The 20,435-nt window shown below is 42.1% G+C and carries 15 protein-coding genes and 1 pseudogene; 3 read left to right on the forward strand and 13 right to left on the reverse strand.

Annotated features, from left to right (window positions below):
- Nucleotides 1-13: 13 nt before the first annotated feature.
- On the reverse strand, nucleotides 14-457 hold the full coding sequence (locus ABTP35_RS12560; protein ID WP_207025683.1) for a DUF3347 domain-containing protein: 444 nt from the start codon (nucleotides 455-457) through the stop codon (nucleotides 14-16).
- Between the two features lie 38 nt (nucleotides 458-495).
- Nucleotides 496-717 carry a heavy-metal-associated domain-containing protein gene (locus ABTP35_RS12565; RefSeq protein WP_207025685.1) on the reverse strand — a complete coding sequence of 74 codons (222 nt, stop codon included), beginning with the start codon at nucleotides 715-717 and terminating at the stop codon, nucleotides 496-498.
- A 363-nt stretch (nucleotides 718-1,080) separates the two neighbouring features.
- On the opposite strand from ABTP35_RS12565, the pseudogene ABTP35_RS12570 reads away from it, so the two are divergent.
- Nucleotides 1,081-1,458: pseudogene (locus ABTP35_RS12570) on the forward strand (OsmC family peroxiredoxin); the annotation flags it as partial.
- Nucleotides 1,459-1,518: 60 nt separating this feature from the next.
- On the opposite strand, the gene ABTP35_RS12575 reads toward ABTP35_RS12570, so the two are convergent.
- The 11 genes from ABTP35_RS12575 to ABTP35_RS12625 form a co-directional block, all read right to left on the reverse strand.
- Nucleotides 1,519-3,396 carry an Nramp family divalent metal transporter gene (locus ABTP35_RS12575; RefSeq protein ID WP_207025694.1) on the reverse strand — a complete coding sequence of 626 codons (1,878 nt, stop codon included), beginning with the start codon at nucleotides 3,394-3,396 and terminating at the stop codon, nucleotides 1,519-1,521.
- A 63-nt stretch (nucleotides 3,397-3,459) separates the two neighbouring features.
- Nucleotides 3,460-5,634: a heavy metal translocating P-type ATPase gene (locus ABTP35_RS12580; RefSeq protein ID WP_207025695.1), complete on the reverse strand. Its 2,175-nt coding sequence runs from the start codon at nucleotides 5,632-5,634 to the stop codon at nucleotides 3,460-3,462.
- Nucleotides 5,635-5,779: 145 nt separating this feature from the next.
- Nucleotides 5,780-7,096 (reverse strand): efflux RND transporter periplasmic adaptor subunit, encoded by a 1,317-nt coding sequence (locus ABTP35_RS12585; protein WP_207025697.1) that lies wholly within the window; start codon nucleotides 7,094-7,096, stop codon nucleotides 5,780-5,782.
- Between the two features lies 1 nt (nucleotide 7,097).
- Nucleotides 7,098-11,414: a CusA/CzcA family heavy metal efflux RND transporter gene (locus tag ABTP35_RS12590; protein WP_375334234.1), complete on the reverse strand. Its 4,317-nt coding sequence runs from the start codon at nucleotides 11,412-11,414 to the stop codon at nucleotides 7,098-7,100.
- Nucleotides 11,415-11,454: 40 nt separating this feature from the next.
- Nucleotides 11,455-11,862 carry a hypothetical protein gene (locus ABTP35_RS12595; protein ID WP_207025700.1) on the reverse strand — a complete coding sequence of 136 codons (408 nt, stop codon included), beginning with the start codon at nucleotides 11,860-11,862 and terminating at the stop codon, nucleotides 11,455-11,457.
- 120 nt (nucleotides 11,863-11,982) lie between these two features.
- A complete protein-coding gene (locus tag ABTP35_RS12600; RefSeq protein WP_207025701.1) occupies nucleotides 11,983-12,408 on the reverse strand; it encodes a Fur family transcriptional regulator in 426 nt (141 codons plus the stop codon).
- Nucleotides 12,409-12,522: 114 nt separating this feature from the next.
- Nucleotides 12,523-13,086, reverse strand: a complete 564-nt coding sequence (locus tag ABTP35_RS12605; protein WP_207025702.1) for a DUF2652 domain-containing protein — start codon at nucleotides 13,084-13,086, stop codon at nucleotides 12,523-12,525.
- 80 nt (nucleotides 13,087-13,166) lie between these two features.
- The gene (locus tag ABTP35_RS12610; RefSeq protein WP_207025703.1) at nucleotides 13,167-14,462 is read right to left on the reverse strand and encodes a TolC family protein; all 1,296 of its coding nucleotides are present in this window, start codon (nucleotides 14,460-14,462) and stop codon (nucleotides 13,167-13,169) included.
- Between the two features lie 9 nt (nucleotides 14,463-14,471).
- Complete coding sequence (locus tag ABTP35_RS12615) at nucleotides 14,472-17,597, reverse strand: efflux RND transporter permease subunit (protein WP_207025704.1); 3,126 nt, start codon at nucleotides 17,595-17,597, stop codon at nucleotides 14,472-14,474.
- Nucleotides 17,598-17,600: 3 nt separating this feature from the next.
- Entirely contained in the window at nucleotides 17,601-18,671 is a 1,071-nt protein-coding gene (locus ABTP35_RS12620; RefSeq protein WP_207025705.1) for an efflux RND transporter periplasmic adaptor subunit, read from the reverse strand.
- A gap of 282 nt (nucleotides 18,672-18,953) precedes the next feature.
- The gene (locus tag ABTP35_RS12625) at nucleotides 18,954-19,544 is read right to left on the reverse strand and encodes an AraC family transcriptional regulator (protein WP_207025707.1); all 591 of its coding nucleotides are present in this window, start codon (nucleotides 19,542-19,544) and stop codon (nucleotides 18,954-18,956) included.
- Nucleotides 19,545-19,750: 206 nt separating this feature from the next.
- Between ABTP35_RS12625 and ABTP35_RS12630 the strand changes: the two genes are divergently transcribed.
- Both ABTP35_RS12630 and ABTP35_RS12635 read left to right on the forward strand, forming a co-directional pair.
- The gene (locus ABTP35_RS12630) at nucleotides 19,751-20,017 is read left to right on the forward strand and encodes a hypothetical protein (RefSeq protein ID WP_207025708.1); all 267 of its coding nucleotides are present in this window, start codon (nucleotides 19,751-19,753) and stop codon (nucleotides 20,015-20,017) included.
- Entirely contained in the window at nucleotides 19,969-20,373 is a 405-nt protein-coding gene (locus ABTP35_RS12635; protein ID WP_207025709.1) for a hypothetical protein, read from the forward strand. Before ABTP35_RS12630 ends, ABTP35_RS12635 begins: the two co-directional genes overlap by 49 nt.
- The last annotated feature ends 62 nt before the right edge of the window (nucleotides 20,374-20,435 follow it).

Consider the following 20,435-nt stretch of genomic DNA (forward strand, 5'->3'; position numbering starts at 1 on the left):
CCTTACTGGGTTATTATTTAGTTTCGGCAACTTTGCCACAGGTAAGCATAGAGGAACCGTAGTAAGGATTTTTAATTTCCTTTTCTTTGCTCAACCAATATGCTTTTTTCATCGGGCAATATTGGTGGTAAACAGGTTGGGTGACTTTGTCAGAGCCTTTTACCAATTTCCACAGTACGGTAGATACATCGTTGAAAGCGGCTCTTTGCTTTTCAAGGTTATTACCTGCTTTGCTTAACTTGTCTGTGGCTTTCTGCAATTCTGCTTTCTGTGCAAAATTGCCCTCACTTTTTACGGCTTCATTCAGTGCGGTAATGGCGGTGCTTGCCGCTTTGCTATCGCTGCTTACTAAAGCATTTTTTACGCTGATGTAGTTTTTCAACAGGTTGCCTGTATTCTGTGCATAAGCAGAAACTCCAAACAACATTACGGTCATTACTACTATTAGATTTTTCATTTTTATCCTTTTTAATGATTAGTGAATGGCTGATTATATTATTGTGAAATGGGTTCAGCTTTAAACCCTTTTTTCTTGATGATGGCGACAATCTCGTCTTCGGTAATACCCTCTGCTTTTACAGTAAGTATTTTTTCGGCGTTCGTAGTATCAACGTTCCATTCGCAGATACCGCCTGCGTTATCTAAATCTGCCTGCACTTTTGATACACAGTTACTGCAATTAAGGTTTGTCTTGAATTGAAGATTTTTGCTTTCCATTGTCTTGAACTTTTATATTGTTTTTGTTAGTACAAATTTCGGGACAGAATGCGCTATACTGTTTGTGAAATTCCTTGTTTGATTTATGATATTTACTGATTGTACTTCAAAACAGCTTCAACTTGTAATATTTCGGTTTTGTTTTGTGACTTTTACTGATTATAGTGCCCATTCAGAATAAGCGGAATACATTTACTACCGAATAACGCTAACTGTTTATAAAATGGCTATCAAAACCTTTCTCTCGGTTTTGCATCGGGCTATGTTGTAGCTCTGGTTCCCCAACCCATACACGGTTGCACTAATCCCATTTGTGCAACAATCTTTATTGCAAAATCACACTGATATAATTTTAAAAACGGAAATGGAAATTTTTACGCTCCGCATTCGACAATTGGAACCAACATATTTAAGCACAATAAAGTAGAAGGAGAAAATACAGCTACAAATCCTGAAGAACTCATGGCAGCAGCCCACGCTGCGTGCTACACTATGACACTTAACTATATTCTCACGAGTAAGGGTGTCGAAGTAATCCAATTGGAAACTTCATGTACAATTACGGCTACGAGTTTTGAGATTACCAATTCCAATTTAGAATTAACAGCAATAATTCCTGATATTAGTGAGGAGGATTTCAAAAATTACGTGGAACAGGCAAAAGAAATGTGCCCAGTTGGAAAAGCTTATAATTTGGAAATTTCTGTGTATGCCCACTTAAGCGACAATCAAATTAAGTAATGTAAGATAAATCACTTTTATCACAAAAGGCTGTTTCAAGAATGAAATAGCCTTTTATTTTTATGGGATTACTAAAACAGGGCATTTTACTAAATGCCTTACCTGATTTATGGTGGTGCCGTACAACAAATCTTTCAATCCATTATGTCCGTGCGCACCCATTATCACTAGTTCAGCACCAGACTGATTGACGATTTCGGCAATGGCATCGGCGGTTTTTCCAAAACCCAGTTTTGCTTCAGCTAAATATCCGTTGTTCTGTAACTGCTTTGCGTATTCGTCCAAGAACTCCCTGTCCTTTACCGTTTCCTCGTCTGTACTGTCGTGAAAGTGAGAAGCAGATGCAACACTCTCCACGATATGAATGAGTGTGTACCTGCTGTCTTTACCCCCCTGCGTAATAGCGTGGTTGATAACCTTGTGGTCAAGGGTTTTAAAATCCACCGTAAGCGCAATATTTCGGTACGGTACGAATGGTTGTAGCTGCAAAGGTTCCGGCTTGTCGTGCGGTGTAATTTCGCAAAATGCCTTTCTGCTGAACAAAGGGTAAAACATGGTATAAACCATCAAGATTACAAAGCCAATTCCACCTAAAATAATCAGCCCTTTCCAAATGATATTGCCCGGAGTGCCGAAGAAATTTAAAGCTTCCTCCATCAATAATTTAGAATTGAGGCAAACCAGTACGATTGTAATAACCCAAGCTGCAATTTTTATCTGGGGCTTAATGGCAAACTTGCCCATTGTCTTTTTATCGCTCACAAAATGAATAAGCGGGATAACCGCAAAGCCTAACTGCATACTCAACACGACCTGACTAAATATAAGCAGGCTATCTACATTGCCCTCGCCCTTGATGAATATTACCAACGCTGCCGGAACGATGGCAAGCAACCTTGTGATGAGCCTACGCAATAATGGGTTCATTCGGAACCGCAAATAACCCTCCATTACAATCTGTCCGGCAAGCGTTCCAGTAATGGTGCTGCTTTGCCCGGAGGCTATCAAAGCCACGGCAAAGAGTTTGGCGGTAAAATCGCTACCCAAATGCTGCGGCAATAATTCGTAAGCCTGCTTTAGCTCCGCTACATCTGAACGTCCCGTTTTGTAGAAAACCGTAGCCGCAAGGATTAATATTGCAGCATTTACAAGCAATGCGATATTCAGGGCAATGGCACTATCCCAAAAATTCAGCTTAATGGCTTTTTTGGTGCTCGCATCATCTCTGTTAAATTTCCTTGTCTGTACCAATGCGGAATGCAGGTACAAATTGTGAGGCATTACCGTTGCCCCGATGATACCGATAGCAATGTACAATGCCTTATCGTTCTGAATATGCGGTATTAGCCCCGATGCAATTTCCCCGGCGTAGGGGTCGGCAACCAATATCTGCACCAGAAACGACATACCAATAACGAATATTAACCCGATAATAAAGGCTTCGAGTTTGCGCATTCCCCATTTTTGCAGGGTCATGAGCAGGAATGTATCTAATGCTGTAATGGCAACGCCCCATATCAAAGGCATTCCAGTAAGTAGTTGTAAACCGATTGCCATACCTAATATTTCGGCAAGGTCAGTTGCTACAATGGAAACTTCCGCGAGAATATATAATACAAAATTTACTTTCTTCGGATAGGTTTCCCGGTTTGCCTGAGCCAAATCTCTGTTGCGGACAATGCCTAACCTTGCCGACAGGCTCTGGAGTAACAGCCCCATAATGCTGCTCGTCACTAAAACCCACAATAAAGAATATCCAAATTGGCTACCACCAGCTAAGCCTGTTGCCCAGTTGCCGGGGTCCATATAGCCAACACTTACAAGGTAGGCGGGGCCGAAAAAAGCCAGTACCCGCCGCCAACGGGACTTACCAGGCATGTTTGTGTCCACGGAATTATGCACGTCGCTAAGCGAAGCTTGGGATTGTTGTTTCACCATTGAAAAAATCTTTTTATTACAAAAACTGCCGAAAAATAAATCCTTCGGCAGTTAAAATGGCATTTAAAATTTCATTCTCTGTATGCGTACAGCATTAAGAATAGCTAATAAAGCAACACCTACATCTGCAAATACGGCTTCCCACATTGTTGCTAATCCGCCTGCACCAAGAATTAATACGACAGCTTTTACTCCGAAAGCAAGTAAAATATTCTGATAAACAATTTTCTTTGTCTGTTTACCAATGTTGATTGCCATAGGTATTTTTGATGGCATATCATCCTGTATAACAACATCTGCTGTTTCAATAGCCGCATCGCTTCCTAAACCACCCATTGCAATGCCAGCATCGCTTAGAGCAATTACAGGGGCATCGTTTACACCGTCGCCAACAAAAGCTACACTTCCGTTATGAGCTTTGATTTCTTTTACTTTATTTACTTTATCTTCCGGTAACAAATCCCCATACGCACTATCAATCCCCAATTGTCCTGCAACGTATTGTACGACGGCACTTTTATCTCCACTTAGCATAGTAGCTCTGACCCCCATTTTGTGCAGCTTATCAACTGCTATTTTTGCATCCACTTTAATGCTATCGGAAATAGTTAAGTAACCTACAAACTGACCATCATAAGCTATGGCAATAACTGTGTAAACAATGTTTGCCGTATCTGCGTCGTGGCTGATATTAAATTTATCAAGTAACTTGAAATTACCTGCCAAAAGCTGTTTGCCGCTTAAAGTACCTTTTAATCCATACCCAGCAATTTCTTCGATATTTTCAAAATGAACATTGTTATCTACCTCTCCACAATAGTTATGGATTGCCGTTGCTACAGGGTGTGTACTTTGACTTTCCAACGAGTTTACAAGATTTAGAATTTTATCTTTATTGAAGTTTGGTTTTATGAAAACTTCCTGTACTTTAAACACTCCCTTTGTCAGTGTCCCAGTTTTATCCATTACAACGTTTTGTACTTTGGCAAGAATATCTAAAAAATTAGAACCCTTGAACAATATACCGTTACGGCTTGCTGCCCCAATACCTCCGAAGTATCCCAGTGGAATAGAAATTACCAATGCACAGGGACAAGAGATAACCAGGAATACCAATGCTCTATAAAGCCATTCGCTAAATACATAGTTTTCTACAAAAAGTATCGGCAACAATGTAATGGCAATTGATAAATACACAACTATTGGGGTATAGACCTTAGAAAATTTACGAATAAACAATTCCGTAGGCGCTTTTTGCGATGTAGCATCCTGTACCAGTTCTAGTATCTTACTTAACTTACTATTAGAATAGTCAGTTGTTACTTTTATTTGACTTACAGTGTTGAGATTAATCATCCCTGCCAGTACGATTTCGCCTTTGCTTTTAGTGTCAGGTTTACTTTCTCCAGTAAGAGCTGCCGTATTGAATGCAGCACTTTCTGAAAGAAGTTCTCCATCTAGACCTAATTTTTCTCCTGGTTTTAGCTGAATAATATCGCCAATGTTTGCATCTTCAGCTTTAATGATAACAGATTTACCGTCTTTAACAACCGTAACCTCATCGGGACGCTGGTCTAATAAAGCTTTGATACTTCCTTTTGCCCTTGATACGGCAAGGGTCTGGAATACTTCACCTACTGAATAGAATAACATAACAGCCACGGCTTCAGGATATTCACCAATAGCAAAAGCCCCAATCGTAGCAATGCCCATTAGAAAAAACTCTGAATAGAAATCTTTGTAACGGATACTTTCTATGGCTTCTTTGATAACTGGCAACCCAACAGGAATGTATGCTATGATGTACCAGGCAATTCTTACCCAACCTGAAAACCAATTCTGTGGAAAGTAGTTGTCAAAACCGATTGCGATAAGCAATAAAATCAATGATATTGCCGCTGGTGTAAACAATTGAAATGCTGATTTGCCCTCTATTTCGTGACTGTGGTCGTGGTCATGGTCGTGGTGGTGACCATGACTATGATTATGATGACTATGGTCTACGTCATCTTCACAATTTCCTGTATCTTTTTCATTGCAGCTAGTTCCATCTGAATGCCCATGTCCATCATTATAATGATTAGCATTCTTCGAGAAATGCACTGAATTTGTATTACTACTGAGGTTATTTTTTTCTGAACAGCAAAGTTGTTTTTGATGATTATCATCATTATGCTTATGTTCTTTTTTCTTTACTAGGGTCAGACCATTGTCTGTGCTACAACATATTTTTGACATATTTAAAAACTTTTTTTTATTTTCTTTAACAAAATTACCGAGCAGTTTTGGGAACTAGGTTGCAAAAACATTCCGATAAACTTTTTGGCGAAATTCTTTTGTACTGTTTATTTAAGCAACTACTGGGAGGTGCTCTATTTTAGCTTTAATGTGCATGAGCGTGCCCGCCGCCGCCTGATAATTTCGCATTGATAAAAAATGCCCCTTTGATAACTATTCTTGCCTCTTTAGGAATTTCCGTCACTGGAGTAATGGTTGTATATCCCAGTTCGGTAACACCTGTAATCACTTCGATTTTTTGAAAATTTACTGTGCCTGCCGTCTCCTGTTTATGTGCTGTCTTTTCATCGCCGTGGTCGTGACCGCCGTGACCGTGCCCGTCTTCTTCTTCGGCTGCCTGCGGCTCTTTTTTGGTAATGACAAAGATGTATTTCTTGCCGTCCGCATCTACCAACGCATCATTGGGAACTGATGGGGAAAGCAAATTGTTGAGGCTCACAATCGCAGTAATGTTCATCCCGTCAATCAGCCCCTTAACATTGCCTTTTACACGGGCGTGTACCGGAATGGTCTTACTCTCGTTTTCAAATGCGGAACCAATACCGTAAATAACCGCATCGTACTCATTTACTGGGTTATTGGTCAGGGTAAAATGTATGGTCTGCCCGGCTTTAAGTAAGGGCAAATCTTTTTCAAATACGTTCAAATGCAAATGCAGGGAACTGTTATCTACAATTTCAGCCACAGGCGAAGAAACATCTACATAGCTGCCGATTTTGCCGTACATATTGCTGATGGCTCCGCTTATGGGGCTTGTTACCAGCAAAGAAGATTTCAGGGAATTGTTGCTGACTGAATTGGGATTGATGCCCATTAGCTGTATCTGCTGATGCAAAGAGGCTTTTCGGGTTGTCAACGCATTGAGTTCAGCAGTGGCGTTTTGCAGGTTTTTCAATGCTCCGGCATTGCCTGTGTTCAGTTGCTTTTGTCTTTGCATTTCCTGTTCGGCAAAAGCTATTTTGCTGTTGATGGTCAGGTATTCTTCCTGCAACTGGATAAACTGCGGGTTGGCAATGGTGGCAATAACCTGTCCTTTGCTCACATAATCCCCAATCTGCACATTAATGGATTTTATCACGCCACCGTATAAAGAGGTAGCGTTTGCCTTGCTGCTGTTGGGTAAGCTCAAAATACCGTTCGCTTTAATGGTGGCGGTAAGTTCTTTCATTTCAACCACACCGTATTTGATGCCTACAGCTTCAATCTGTTGGGGCGTAAGTGCCACAACCGTGGCGGAACCCTCTTCGGCTCCGTGCTTGTCCCCGTGTCCTGCATCGGCTTTTACTTTCGTTTTGTGCTCGTGGTTATGACCGTCTTCGTTTTCCTTTTTCTGACTATCTCCGCAGGCGGTCAGTGAAACTGCGAAGAGTGCTGCCAAAAGCATTTTCGATATATTGTTCATCTTATTTGTTATTAAGGTAATTGTATTGAATTGGTGATTGATTGTAACTGTTCAGAACTTCCAGGTAATTTTGGCGGATATTAATTGCTTGTGTTATGAACTGGCTTAGTTCCGCAAAGCTGATTTCTCCCGAACGGTAGCTTTGTGATGCAGCTTCGGTAATATCCTTTGCCTGTTGCAGTCCTGATGTTTCGTAAAAATTCAACAAAGCCATATTCTTTTCCATTTCGACAATGGCAGATTTCTTGTCCGTTGCCATTACCTGCGTTTGGTAAGACAATAGGTTATCCTGTACTTCTTTTTCCTTTTTTGCTACATTCACCTTGTTCTTATACGAAGCTGCGCCAAACAAGGGGAAGCCTACCGAAACCGAAAAGCCTGTAAATGGGTCTGAAATGCCATACAATCTCTGGCTGAATACCCTTGCCGCAAATTCGGGCAAATTGCTGTTCTTCTGTACCTTGATATTGGCTACCGCAACGCTTACATTTTGCTGCTGCAACTGCAATAGCGGGTGCAGATTGTTTTCATCATACAAGCCCGTTTCCAATTTCTGCAATGGCTCATCTACCGGGAGCATCCATTCGTTACGATTGAGCAATACCATTAATTGCTGTTGCTGTATTACGATTTCCTTATTATTCTGCTCCACGTAGGCTTTTAACTGTTTGAGTTGTGCATCAGCCGCAATCTGGTCGAGCTTTGCAACGTCGCCCGTTCTAACCCGAACCTGCGTTGTATTCAAGAGGTTGGTATAAATGCTGTCAAGGCTTTTCAGTAACAGGTTTTTATCCTGTAAAAACCACAACTGGTAATAAGCGGTTCTAACGTCTTTTCGGATATTGGCATTCATAACCTCTGTATTCAATTTGGAATATTTTAGCTGTGCTTTTAAATAGTCCCTGCGGGCAGCATATAAGCCCGGCCACGCAATACTTTGTGTAAGCCCAATTTTCCATATACCCGTTTTGTCCGATGGTCTTAAATCCTCATTTTCTACAAATACCTGTGTCATTGGTATATCGTTAGCGGTCTTTACATTGTATTTAGCCGCATCAATCTCCGATTTATTGACGTTGACCTGCCCATTGCTTTGCAATGCGGTATTGATAACATTATCTATGCTTACCCTTTCCTGGGCAGTGGCAGTGGTCACACCACCGATACCCAGTAAAAGAGCGATTACGGTTGTCTTCACACCTTTACTGCTTTTGAAATTAAATTTTGAATTGAATATGATGTAGAGCAATGGCAGTACAAACAGGGTAAGGAATGTAGCGGTTATCAATCCGCCAATCACTACCGTAGCTAATGGCTTTTGTACTTCTGCCCCGGCACTTGTGCTGATTGCCATCGGCAGGAAGCCCAGTGATGCTACCGTTGCTGTCATTAATACAGGGCGCAAACGGATTTTTGTACCCTCGATTGTCCGTTTTATCACATCATCCCAACCGTCTTTTTTCAGTTGGTTAAATGTGCCTATCAATACGATGCCGTTCAATACGGCTACACCAAAGAGGGCAATAAAGCCGATACCTGCGCTGATACTGAAAGGCATTCCCCGAAGCATCAAAGCAAACACCCCACCGATGGCACTCATCGGGATGGCGGTAAATATCAAACCTGCCTGCTTGAATGAACGGAATGTGAAATAAAGCAATGCGAAAATCAATAACAGCGATACAGGTACGGCAATCATCAGGCGGTTACTGGCTTCTTTCAGGTTTTCAAACTGACCACCGTAAGTAAAGTAATAGCCCGTGGGTAATTTCACTTTTTCCGAAAGCTGCTGCTGAATATCGGTAACAACGCTTTGCACATCACGCCCTGCTACGTTAAAGCCAATCACAATACGACGTTTTCCCGCTTCGCGGGTGATTTGCGCCGCATCTAACTTGTAATCGACATCGGCAACCTGCGATAAAGGTATCTGATATCCTGTGTTTGTCGGCATCATTAGGTTTCGGACGTCCTCGATGCTGCTGCGGTGTATGCTGTCCAACCTTACCACAAGCTCAAACTGCCTTTCATTCTCGTAAATAACTCCTGCGGCTTTGCCTGCAAAGGCGGTACTCACAATATCGTTTACCTGCTGTATCGTCAGCCCGTAATTCGCCATTCGGGTACGGTCGTAGTCGATGTTAATCTGTGGCAGACCGCCTACCTTTTCTACCTGTGGCGGTGTGGCTCCTTTTACCTGCTGTACTACTTCGCTAACCTTATTGGCATACAGGCTTAACGTGTCCATATTTTCCCCGAATATCTTAACAGCAACGTCCTGACGAATACCTGTCATCAGCTCGTTGAAACGCATCTGTATCGGTTGGTTCTTTTCAAAGAAGACACCTGGAATAACAGACAGCTTTTCCATCATTTCATCGCCTAACTCGCTGTAGCTTTTTTGGGTTTTCCATTCGTCCTGCGGTTTCAGGATAATCATCATATCCGTAGCTTCAGGCGGCATCGGGTCGGTGGGTACTTCGGCGGCTCCGGTCTTGCCGACCACCATTTTAACCTCATCAAATTCTTTCAGGATGCGGGACGCCTGCATCGACGTTTCTATACTCTGGTTGAGTGAGCTACCTTGTGGTAAAATACAGTGAAAGGCAAAATCTCCCTCCTGCAACTGCGGGATGAACTCGCCGCCCATTCTGCTGAACAAAACAACACTAACTATAAACACGGCAGTGGTAACGCCCACCAACCAATATTTAACCCTAATAGCTTTCTGCAATAAAGGTTGGTAGAAGCCTTGCAGTTTATCCATAAACTTATCGCTGAAATTCGGCTTGTCGTGCCCTTTTTTCGGCAGGAACAACGCACACATCATCGGGATATAGGTCAGGGATAAAATCAATGCGCCGAAAATGGCAAAGCCTACGGTTTGCGCCATGGGCGTGAACATTTTACCCTCAACACCTACCAACGTTAGGATGGGTATATATACGATAAGGATAATGATTTCGCCGAATGCGGCACTTGTCCTGATTTTGGAAGCGGACAAAAATACTTCTTCGTCCATTTCGCTCTGTGTCAGTTTATTGGTGGATTTCCGCAATCCCAAATGGTGCAGGGTGGCTTCCACCACAATAACTGCTCCGTCCACAATCAAACCGAAGTCAATCGCTCCCAAGCTCATCAGGTTGGCACTCACGCCAAACACGTTCATCATTCCCAATGCAAACAGCATCGCTAACGGAATGGCAGATGCTACGATTAGCCCGGCTCTTAGGTTGCCCAGGAACAGCACAAGGACAAAAATCACAATCAAAGCCCCCTCAATCAAATTCTTTTCCACTGTGCTCATGGCCCTGCCTACTAATTCGGTACGGTCTAAATACGGTTCGATGGTTACATCTTCCGGTAATGATTTCTGAATGGTGGGTATTTTTTCTTTAATCCTTTTTACGACCTCGTTACTGTTCTCGCCTTTGAGCATCATTACCACGCCGCCTACAGCATCCACTTCGCCATTGTATGTCAGTGCTCCGTAACGTACTGCACTACCATAGCGTACATCTGCCACGTCTTTAATAAAAACGGGGGTATGCCCTGTGATTTTTACGGGAATGTTTTTAATGTCTTCCAACGATGTAGCCAAGCCCACACCACGGATAAAATAAGCGTTGGGTTTCTTGTCGATATACGCACCGCCCGTATTCTGATTGTTTTGTTCCAGTGCGTTGAAAATATCGGGAATGCTTACGCTCATTGCTCTTAATCGGTCGGGGTTTACCGCAACCTCGTATTGCTTCAATTCCCCGCCAAAGCTGTTTACTTCGGCAATGCCCGGCGTACCGTACAACTGGCGGGCAACAATCCAATCCTGCATTGTACGCAGGTCTTTGCCATTGTATTTATGCTCGCTGCCTTTTTTGGGGTGGATGATGTACTGATAGACTTCTCCAAGCCCTGTACTTACCGGAGCCAGTTCGGGTGTACCGATACCTTTCGGGATTTTTTCTTCAGCTTCTTTCAGTTTTTCATTGACCAACTGCCTTGCAAAGTAGATGTCCGCATTTTCTTTGAACACTACCGTAACTACGGAAAGCCCGAACCGGGATATACTTCTTGTTTCTTCTAAATCGGGAATGTTAGCGATGCTCTGCTCAATGGGGAACGTAACCAACTGTTCAACTTCCTGCCCCGCCAGTGTAGGACAGGCAGTAATAATCTGTACCTGATTATTGGTAATATCCGGTACGGCATCTATCGGCAATTTGGTAGCACTCCATACGCCCCAAATGATAAGAACCAATGTCATTATACCAATGACGATTTTGTTCTTAATGCTGAACTTTATTATACTATCTAACATTTGAATTTGTATTAAGCCTGAAATGTTTTGTGATTGGTGTTTATTGTGGATATTCCATCATTATAAAGCATCCAGAATATCGGTCGTCAATCATAATGAGGATTACAGGCTCCCGCAGTTCGTCGAGGCTTTCATCGTAGTAGAAGTCGTAAGATTTCATCAGGGCTAAATTGCCAATGATGACTTCGTGCCCGTTCACAAATCCTTTGATACCGTAACCGGGTATTTCTTCAAACTTTTCGACCTTGTAATCGGGTAGCCTGATAGCCGGAAGAAATTTGAGCACACTGCTTGCTATCGGGTGCGTGGAATGGGATTGCAGTGCCGCCGTGTAAGCAATCACGGTTTCTTTTTCGGGCACTGCACATTCAAAGGAAATTATATCAAACAGGCGGTTGCTTTTGTAGGCTGTATCTGTATCTGCTGAATAATGATTTTTTATTGCCATTGTCATATTATTTTAATTTACAAGGCAAAATTATCAGTCGGTTTTGGGAACCTGGTTGCAAATGCAAAGCCGACATATTTTGGTATGGCGGCTTAAAAAAAGGATTGGGTTTTAAAGGAATTATTTTGACTTGTGGAACCTTGCGCATTGCCCGCACATTCCTTTCATTACGAAGTTCACGCTTTCCAAAAGGAACTTATCGGGTAGCTGTATCGAGGGTATCGAAATGCTTTCCATGCAAAATGTATTCTTACACCTGATGCAATTGAAATGTACGTGCAGCTCATCAATGACACACATACAACCATCGTTGCAAATAGCATATTTGATAGAACCTGAACCGTCGTCAATGCTATGGATAAGCAGGTTTTCTTGGAAGAGGCTCAACGTTCTGAATATGGTCGATTTATTGACTGTTTCAAGTTTGGTTTCCAAATCAGTCAGGCTGAAAGCCTTTTTAAAGTCAGACATTGTTCTAAAGATTAACAGCCTAACCGAAGTTGGTTTTATATTCCTGCGCAATAGTTTTTCTTCTAAATCTTTCATTTTGTCATTGTCGGTTTTAGAGCCGTATTTAAAATCTATGTAAAATTATAGAAGCTGCTGCGCACAAGTATTATAATTTTCTTTGTTAGATTTGTGATTTTTACTGATTGGGTTTTACAGGTAATGTATATAACCTATTGCGGGCAGATACTTACAATCTTCGCACTTATCGTATTCTAAAGTAGATTTTTCGGGATAGTCGAAGTTGGCTTTTAAAAAAGCATCTGAAAACAAGGCATATGGCGGGTATTCTGCAATATGGTTTTTCAACATTTTGTGAGCTTCTACCACTGGTGCGCCGTAGAGTTTCTCGAATTTCCCTATTTTGTATCTAGTAAACTCGCCGTAGTGTACAATTATCTTCAAGGATAAAGGAATTTCGATTCCAAGTTGTTTTACTAAGCGATTGAGTTCATTTTTAAAATCATTGTACATCTGTTCAATTTGTATTAATGTTTCTTCAAACGTGGGAAGATTATGGTACTTGTAAAAAAGTATCGCATCGCCCTCAATCTCGGAAATTTCAAGGCAGAGGATATTGCTATCCATTACTGATTTGAGCAGGCTTTCTGTTATGTATTTGCCAACAAACATATTTGATTTGATAACGAAATCCGTAAAGCCTGAAATATCGGGTATCATTAACATACCATTTCTATTGGCTGTATCGTTTTGCATTTATCTTATTGTATTTTCAATTAAAATGCAGGGACTTGTTACCGCCCCCGCAAATTGAGTATATCTAAACTCTGATAAAACTATTTTATCTGTCCGGTAGCTTTGTGGTACACAGCCTCGGCAATCTTGTACCGTACTTTTGCATCCAACATATTGCTATATGCTCTTTGCCAAAGCGTTTCTGCTATCAATACATCTTCCCCGGTAATGGTTCCGGCTTTAAAGCGGTCATTACTTAGTTTCAGGTTCTCGTCTGCTTCAATTAACGATGCCTGCATTAAATCAATGTTGTTCGCCTGCAATTGCAGGTTAAGCGTAGCTTGCTCAATCTCCACAGTGATTTGGCTTTTCAGTTCTTTCAGACCATATTCAGCCGAACGAATGTTGGCTTCCTGCTGCTTTGCTTTTTCTTTTCTGCTGCCCCAGTCGAAAACCGCAATTTTAACGCTTAACATACCGAAGTAGGTCAGCATATGGTTTTTGGTCGGGTCGCCAAAGTTGATGCCGTCTTTTCCAAAAGCTGCCATTCCGTTAAGTGATAAACCTACCGATGGTTTCAGGTTGGCTTTGAGCATACTTTTTGTAAGCTCGCTCATTTTAATGCCATTGGTTGCCAACTCAATTTCCGGACGGTTCGCATCGGCAGCCTCCAAAATACCCTGCTTTAAAAATTCCCTCGTACTCAATGTATCGGCTACGTCTATACCTGTGGGGTCTTCCATCCCGATTAACTGGGTCAATCTTCTTTTTGCCAAGATGAGCTTATTATCCGCAGCCTGCAAACGGGCTTCGTTTTCGTTCTGGAGCACCTTTGCCCGTAACACATCGTTTTTGTAAATCAATCCTGCCTCAAACTGGTTATTCAGGAATGTATAATGCGAAGCCAGTTGCTTTTTAACCTGCTGTTCCATTTTGATTTCTTCCTTAGCCTGAACCACAAGCCAGTAAGCGGTTTCGGTAGCCAGTAATACTTCATCCTCTACCAATCGTTGTTGAGCGTTGCTCATCTGTATATTGGTTTCTGCCATCTGCTTACCGTACTTAATCTTACCGCCAGTATAAATCGGCTGTGTAACGCTGAACATTGGTGCAAACCCATATTCGGGCAGCATCGTATTCAATGGCTCTCCAAAGTAAAAGGCTGTTGCCGATGCATCCAGTTTTGGTCTGCCTGCCACATCTGTAATCAGTTTGTCGGATTGGGTGGCAATTACGTCTTCTTTGGCTTTGCCTATCCTGTTGTTGTTTTTTAATGCCAGTTCTTTACTTTCCGCAAGGGTTAACTGCTGTTGTGCAAAGAGGTTGTTTGTCCCCTGCAAAAGAGCGAAACCGCATACAAAAACCTTTATGACTGTTTTATATCTTTTCTGTAACATAATCCCTTTTTATGATAAGTATTTTTGGTTGTGAGCATCAGCATTCAATTCTTGCTGCTCATCCAGCTGTTTGTTTTTTGAGGGTTTTACGAACCTGTAATACAATACCGGAACGATAAACAAAGTAGTAATCATTGATACCAGAATACCGATTGAAATGGTGCTCGAAATCGGTCCCCATTCAGGAGAGCCACTCGCCATTAACGGTATCAAACCGATAGCCGCCGCCATAGAGGTAAGGAAGATGGGGCGCATTCTACGTTTAGCTGCAAATAAAGCCGCTTCTCTGATGCTGTGACCGTGTTCTCTTACCAGTTCATCTGCATAGTCCACGAGGATAATCCCATTGCGGACTACGATACCCAGTAAGGCGGTAATACCAATGATTGCCATAAACCCGAACTCGTAACCTGTAAGGAACAAGCCTAACATTGCACCAAGCAAGCTCAACGGGAATGAAGCCAGGACAATGAATACTTTACCCACACGCTTGAACTGGAATAAAAGGACAAGGAAGATGAGCACGAAACTTATCATAAAAGCCTTTCCCATTTTAGGACCGCTTTCCAGTCCGTCTTCATATTCGCCGCCGTATGCAATCTTAACGCCTTTTGGTAACTTCAGGCTGTCGATTTTCGGCTGTACCTCTGCAAATACTTCTGCGGGTTTTCTGCCCAACTGCGCTTCGGAAGAAACGGTTAAGGTTCGTAGCCCGTTACGGTGTACAATAGCCCCAGTATGCCAAGACGGTTGTAAATCTACCACCTGCTTTAAAGGCACTTTAGCACCGAATGTTGAGTTGATATACATATTGCCTAAAGCATCCAAATTTTCCCTGTCGCTTTCGTCTGTACGCAATACAATGTCGATGGCTTTATTGCCCTCCCACATCTGCGATACTGGATAGCCTTTTATCTTAGCTCCCAATGCCTGTGCTATCTGCGCTTTGGTAACTCCCAAACGCAAGGCTACATCTTCTTTAACAACGGCTTTCAGCCCTACATAATCATTCTGATAATCGGTGCGCACCCAGTTAGAGCCTTTGGTATTTTCCAATATTGCAGCAACCTGTTTAGCTACTTTTTTCTGCTCGGTCATATCTTTGCCAATCACTCGGATTTCAATCGGTGCGGGCTGTTGCTTCTTGCTTAGCTGCCTTACCCTTACATAACCGTTCGGCAGGTAGTTGTTGAACTTCTGCACAAATTCGTCTATCATTTCTGCCGTAGCATCTTTGCTTGTGGTATTGATGAATATCTGTGCAAAGTTTTCCCGAGGATGCTCCGGTGCGTAGGTGGAGTAGAAACGTGGCGAGCTTGTACCTATAAAACTTGCGGTGTTTACAATGCGTTTATCGCCTGCAATTTCTTTTTCTATCTTCCTAACGGCTGCTTCGGTTTCGTGGATATTCGTACCGTTGTCCATCCACAATTCAAGGTTGAACTGGTTTCTTTCCACGATAGGGAAAAACTCGGTTTTAACCTGACTGCCTACTACGAAAGACAATAAGAAGATAACCAAACCTGCTACCAAAGTAGTTTTCTGCCATTTCATACAGAACTCGATTGCCCGGTCGAAACCGTCCTGCATCCTGTCTAAGAAATTGCGTTTTTTCGGTTTATCATCGTGCTTTTTCAATCCTTTTTTCAGGAAGTGGTAACACATATACGGCGTAAGGAATAAGGCTACCAAGAACGAAACTGCCAAAGCGATGCTAACGGTAATCGGTATCCATTGCACAAACTCCCTTGTTAGCCCAGTAAGTGTAAATGCCAACGGCAGGAACGATAGGACAATGGTTAGCGTAGCCGTAAAAATGGGAACCATTAACTGTGTGGCACTCTGCCAAGCGGCAGTCCAAGATGGTATTTTTTCGTCCACTTTCTCAATGTAGTTATCCACTACGATAATGGCATCATCTACTACCATCCCCAGTACAATAATCATTGCCGCCAAACTAACCTGGTGCATTTCAATACCAAGCAAATTGAGGATAGCGAATGTTACGGCAATAGTAACGGGTGCTGCAATGGCTGAAATGGTGGCAACCCTGAACGGCAGCAAAAGCATCACAACCAAGATAACGGCGGCAATTGCAATACCGAACTCAATAAAGAAATGCCCTAAGTTCATTTTGACCACTTCGGGTTGGTCAACAATAGTGTTGACCTGTACATCTGATGGCAGGATTTCTTTTACTTCAGCAACCTTTTGTGCTAAGGCATTACCCAAATCGACAATGTTCTGTCCGGGCTGCATTTCTACCGTCAGCATCATTACATCGTTTCCCGAAACTGTAATTTTACTTTTGAGATCTTCGTATTTTCTATCAATGTTGGCTATATCACGCAAGCGGATATTGCCGCCCTGTGGAGAACTATAGACAATCAGGTTCCCGATTTCATTTTCATTCTGATACTGTGAATCTGTGAAAATGAGGAAACGGTTTTTGCCAATCTCAATATCGCCACTCGGTATGGTAACATTCTGTTGACTTAATGTGTTTGCGATTTTGTTGATACCGAAACCATACTGTTTTAATACGTCTTCACGCAGGGTAATGAATATTTGCTGCTTCTGACCTCCGTATCGCTTGATTTTGGAAACCTGCGGAATGGTCTTAATACCGTCTTCCAGTTCGTCCAGATAGTTTTCCAACTGGGCGTAAGAACGACCAGGAGCAGATACGGCAATCATCTGAACGACCACATCGCCGAAGTCGCTGTTCACATACGGTCCCTGTACGCCCCGTGGCAAAGCCAAAGGCATATTTGTATCCAAACCGTGCTGTAAAGTATTCCAGAATTTTTTAGTGTCTTTTACATAATCCTGCAATTCGACCGTTACCACCACCTGCCCGGGCTTACTCTCTGAATGTGTTTTTTCTTTTTTGATTTCCTCGAAACCAAATAGGTATTGTTCCAGTTTGTCGGTTACTTCTTTTTCTATCTGTTCTTCGTCGGCTCCGGGATAGAAAGCCACGACAAGGCCCTGTCTAACTGTTACACGGGGGTCTTCACTTCTTGGCATCTTCATTAGTGAAATTAATCCGGCAAGTACCATAATAATAGTAATCGCTATTGGTACTTGCGGAAATTTCATTGCCGCTTCAATGAGGTTTATCTTTCTTTTCATAAATTATTCAGATTTTGGGGCTGATGCGGTTACGGATGCTGTTTGCGTTTTTACTTTCTGCCCGTCGTTCACGTTGTTTTGTCCGGCAAGGATAATTTTCTGGCTCTCGTTAAGACCATCGGTAATAATAACCTCATCGCCCATGATTTTGCCCACTGTAACCCTTGTCAGTTTAGCGGTGTTGTTTTTATCCACCACATACACGTGTGGGATTTTATCTACATTATTGATGATAGCAGTAAGCGGTACACGCACCTGCCTAACCTTTACCGGAACTCCTGCAAGTACTTCTGTAATCATTCCCGGCATTAGCACACCACCCGGATTGTCCAAGCGAACTTTCAGCGTGTAGGCTTTTGAAATTTCATCAGCTACGGGATTGATTATAGTGATTTTGCCAGTGAAATTGCGTTGCAGTGTAGGAATGTTTACGGCTACCTGCATTCCTTGTTTGAAGCTCCCGATTTCGCTTTCGGGTACGGCAAACTGTGCATATACCATATCTGTTTTTACAATGGTAAAGGCAGGAACGCCCGGTGCTGCCATACCGCCAACCTCGGCAGTTTTAACGGTTATAATACCATTGGTCGGTGAATGCAAACGGCTGTCGGTAATACGCTTGCGGTTGATTTTTTTATTGGCTTCCGCCTGCGCTACTTTAGTTTTGATGTCGATATAGTCCTTTTCGGGGAAACTTCCTTTTTTATACAATTCATCAAATCTTCTGAACGCATCCTGGCTCTGGTCTAAGCTGGCATTGGCAATCTGCAATGCAGCTTCGTACTCAGTGGCATCAATGCTTGCAAGGAACTGTCCTTTGCTGACACGTTGCCCCTCATTCACGCCCACGCTGTTTATCGTTCCGGGAACGGCAAAACTTACGGTGGTCATATTGTCGGGTACAATAGAACCCGAATAGGAAACGGATTGCTCGGTTTCCGAACTGCTGATAGTGGCCACGGTGACTACCGGAGGCTCATCTTTTAACTGTTTTTCTTCTTTTTGTTTGCAACTCTGTATCAATCCTGCTCCGATAAGGAAGATGGATAACAAACCAATTTTACTTGTTCTCATTATAATAACAACTTTAATTTTTAGTGATAATGCTTCTTCATTGCAAAATTGCCAACAGGTTTTGGGAACTTGGTTGCAAATACAAAACATCAATTATTAATAATGGCAAAGGTCGGGTTACAGCTAAGGCGCAGCTATACGAAATGACGGGTAAAAGTTGTGAAATTTACTTTTTTGATTTGGTGGTATCTACCTGAAACAAATAGAGCTACTGATGTTTCAGTAGCTCTGATGCTCGCATTAAAAAAATAGCAAAATGCCCGCGAATGGATTGAAAAAGCCTCAATGCGGGGTATGCTCTTCGTCCATCTGCATAGTAACGTTTTGCCCCTGTTCCTGCTTTAACTGCTTGAAATAGCTTGATGTAAAGCCGGTGTGTTTTTTCAACTGGTTGGAAAGGTATGCCTGACTGCTGTAACCCAGCACGTGGGCAATATCGGTCAGCGACATTTCGGTATGTACCAAAAGGTCTTTTACCTTTTCAATCTTCCGATGAATGATGTACTTTTCGAGTGTTATTCCCTCCACCGAAGAAAATAAGGCACTCAATGTATCGTAGTTCTTGTGCAGCTTACCACTGATTAAGGTTGTAAATTTGGTAGGAGTGCCGCTTTGCAGTTGCAACGTGATACCTTTCTCCACCAACTCTTTTATCCTGTTTATCGTCTTTTGGTTCTTGTCGTACATCAGTTCTAAGCCGATGCTTTTCAGCATCGTTTTTATGGCTCCCAACTTTTGCGAAAAGTCTGCCGTATCTTTTATGATGACTTGCCCCAGTTTTATATCCAAGACCTCAAAACCCAAAGCTGTTAATTCCTGTTCAAGAACATACGTACATCTATTGCACACCATTCCTTTTATTAATAGTGTCATAGCTTTTAAAGTGTATAAGTTCCTTTATTCAATAGTCAAAATTCTGCATTTGCCACCGACAAACTATTATGATATTCCGGCTTTGTTTTGTGAAATTTTATGAAATCGAGTGCTGCAACATTAAATATCATAAACTAAACAAGGAAAAGTACATAGCAGCTCCCGCTAATCTTACGGAATTTTGTAACAGACAACATCCGTATAAAATGAAGAATAAAAAGATTAACGAACATCAGGTTTTAAAGGTGCTTAAAGATTACAACACAGGCAAAAGCGGACTGGAGCTTTTTGAGAAATACGGCGTTTACGGCACTAACATTTTTGAACTGAAACACAAATACAAGGATTTGGGGATGGATATTCTTGTAGAACTGGTAAATTTAAACGAAGAAAACAGCAGGCTGAAAACAATGTATGCCGAATTGTGCATACAGCACCGGAAGCTCAAAGACCTGTTGAAAGAAGATTTCTGACAGGACAGTCGGAAACGATAAGCAACAATATAAAATACTATTACTATGACAAATGTAACGTACAAATATGCTACGGTTTTGGTAGCGATACAAAACCTACGCAGGAAGGTTATAATGTGGATTTCAATCTCGAAGAGAACTGTTTAATCTGTGGAGCCAACAAATATACTGTTGATGATTTTGAAATTGAGCAGGTCTATCGCTATGAGGGAGAAAGCAATCCAAGCGATGAGGCTACGGTGTATGGGATTGTATCGAAAGACGGATTAAAAGGCATTTTGGTTACGGCTTACGGAGCTTACACGGATAGTATGAGTACGGCAATGCTCCGCAAACTGGCACTAAAGAAAGATTGACAACTCCCATTATTATTTAAAATAAGGGCAAAGCAATCGTTTTGCCCTATGTATGATAAGGT

The organism is Flagellimonas alginilytica (assembly GCF_042134605.1).
Classification (GTDB): domain Bacteria; phylum Bacteroidota; class Bacteroidia; order Flavobacteriales; family Flavobacteriaceae; genus Flagellimonas; species Flagellimonas alginolytica.

Bases quoted from the DNA above. Each gene is read 5' to 3' on its own strand.
- ABTP35_RS12560 (WP_207025683.1), bottom strand. From the start codon at position 457: ATGAAAAATCTAATAGTAGTAATGACCGTAATGTTGTTTGGAGTTTCT.
- ABTP35_RS12565 (WP_207025685.1), bottom strand. From the start codon at position 717: ATGGAAAGCAAAAATCTTCAATTCAAGACAAACCTTAATTGCAGTAAC.
- ABTP35_RS12575 (WP_207025694.1), bottom strand. From the start codon at position 3,396: ATGGTGAAACAACAATCCCAAGCTTCGCTTAGCGACGTGCATAATTCC.
- ABTP35_RS12580 (WP_207025695.1), bottom strand. From the start codon at position 5,634: ATGTCAAAAATATGTTGTAGCACAGACAATGGTCTGACCCTAGTAAAG.
- ABTP35_RS12585 (WP_207025697.1), bottom strand. From the start codon at position 7,096: ATGAACAATATATCGAAAATGCTTTTGGCAGCACTCTTCGCAGTTTCA.
- ABTP35_RS12590 (WP_375334234.1), bottom strand. From the start codon at position 11,414: ATGTTAGATAGTATAATAAAGTTCAGCATTAAGAACAAAATCGTCATT.
- ABTP35_RS12595 (WP_207025700.1), bottom strand. From the start codon at position 11,862: ATGGCAATAAAAAATCATTATTCAGCAGATACAGATACAGCCTACAAA.
- ABTP35_RS12600 (WP_207025701.1), bottom strand. From the start codon at position 12,408: ATGAAAGATTTAGAAGAAAAACTATTGCGCAGGAATATAAAACCAACT.
- ABTP35_RS12605 (WP_207025702.1), bottom strand. From the start codon at position 13,086: ATGCAAAACGATACAGCCAATAGAAATGGTATGTTAATGATACCCGAT.
- ABTP35_RS12610 (WP_207025703.1), bottom strand. From the start codon at position 14,462: ATGTTACAGAAAAGATATAAAACAGTCATAAAGGTTTTTGTATGCGGT.
- ABTP35_RS12615 (WP_207025704.1), bottom strand. From the start codon at position 17,597: ATGAAAAGAAAGATAAACCTCATTGAAGCGGCAATGAAATTTCCGCAA.
- ABTP35_RS12620 (WP_207025705.1), bottom strand. From the start codon at position 18,671: ATGAGAACAAGTAAAATTGGTTTGTTATCCATCTTCCTTATCGGAGCA.
- ABTP35_RS12625 (WP_207025707.1), bottom strand. From the start codon at position 19,544: ATGACACTATTAATAAAAGGAATGGTGTGCAATAGATGTACGTATGTT.
- ABTP35_RS12630 (WP_207025708.1), top strand. From the start codon at position 19,751: ATGAAGAATAAAAAGATTAACGAACATCAGGTTTTAAAGGTGCTTAAA.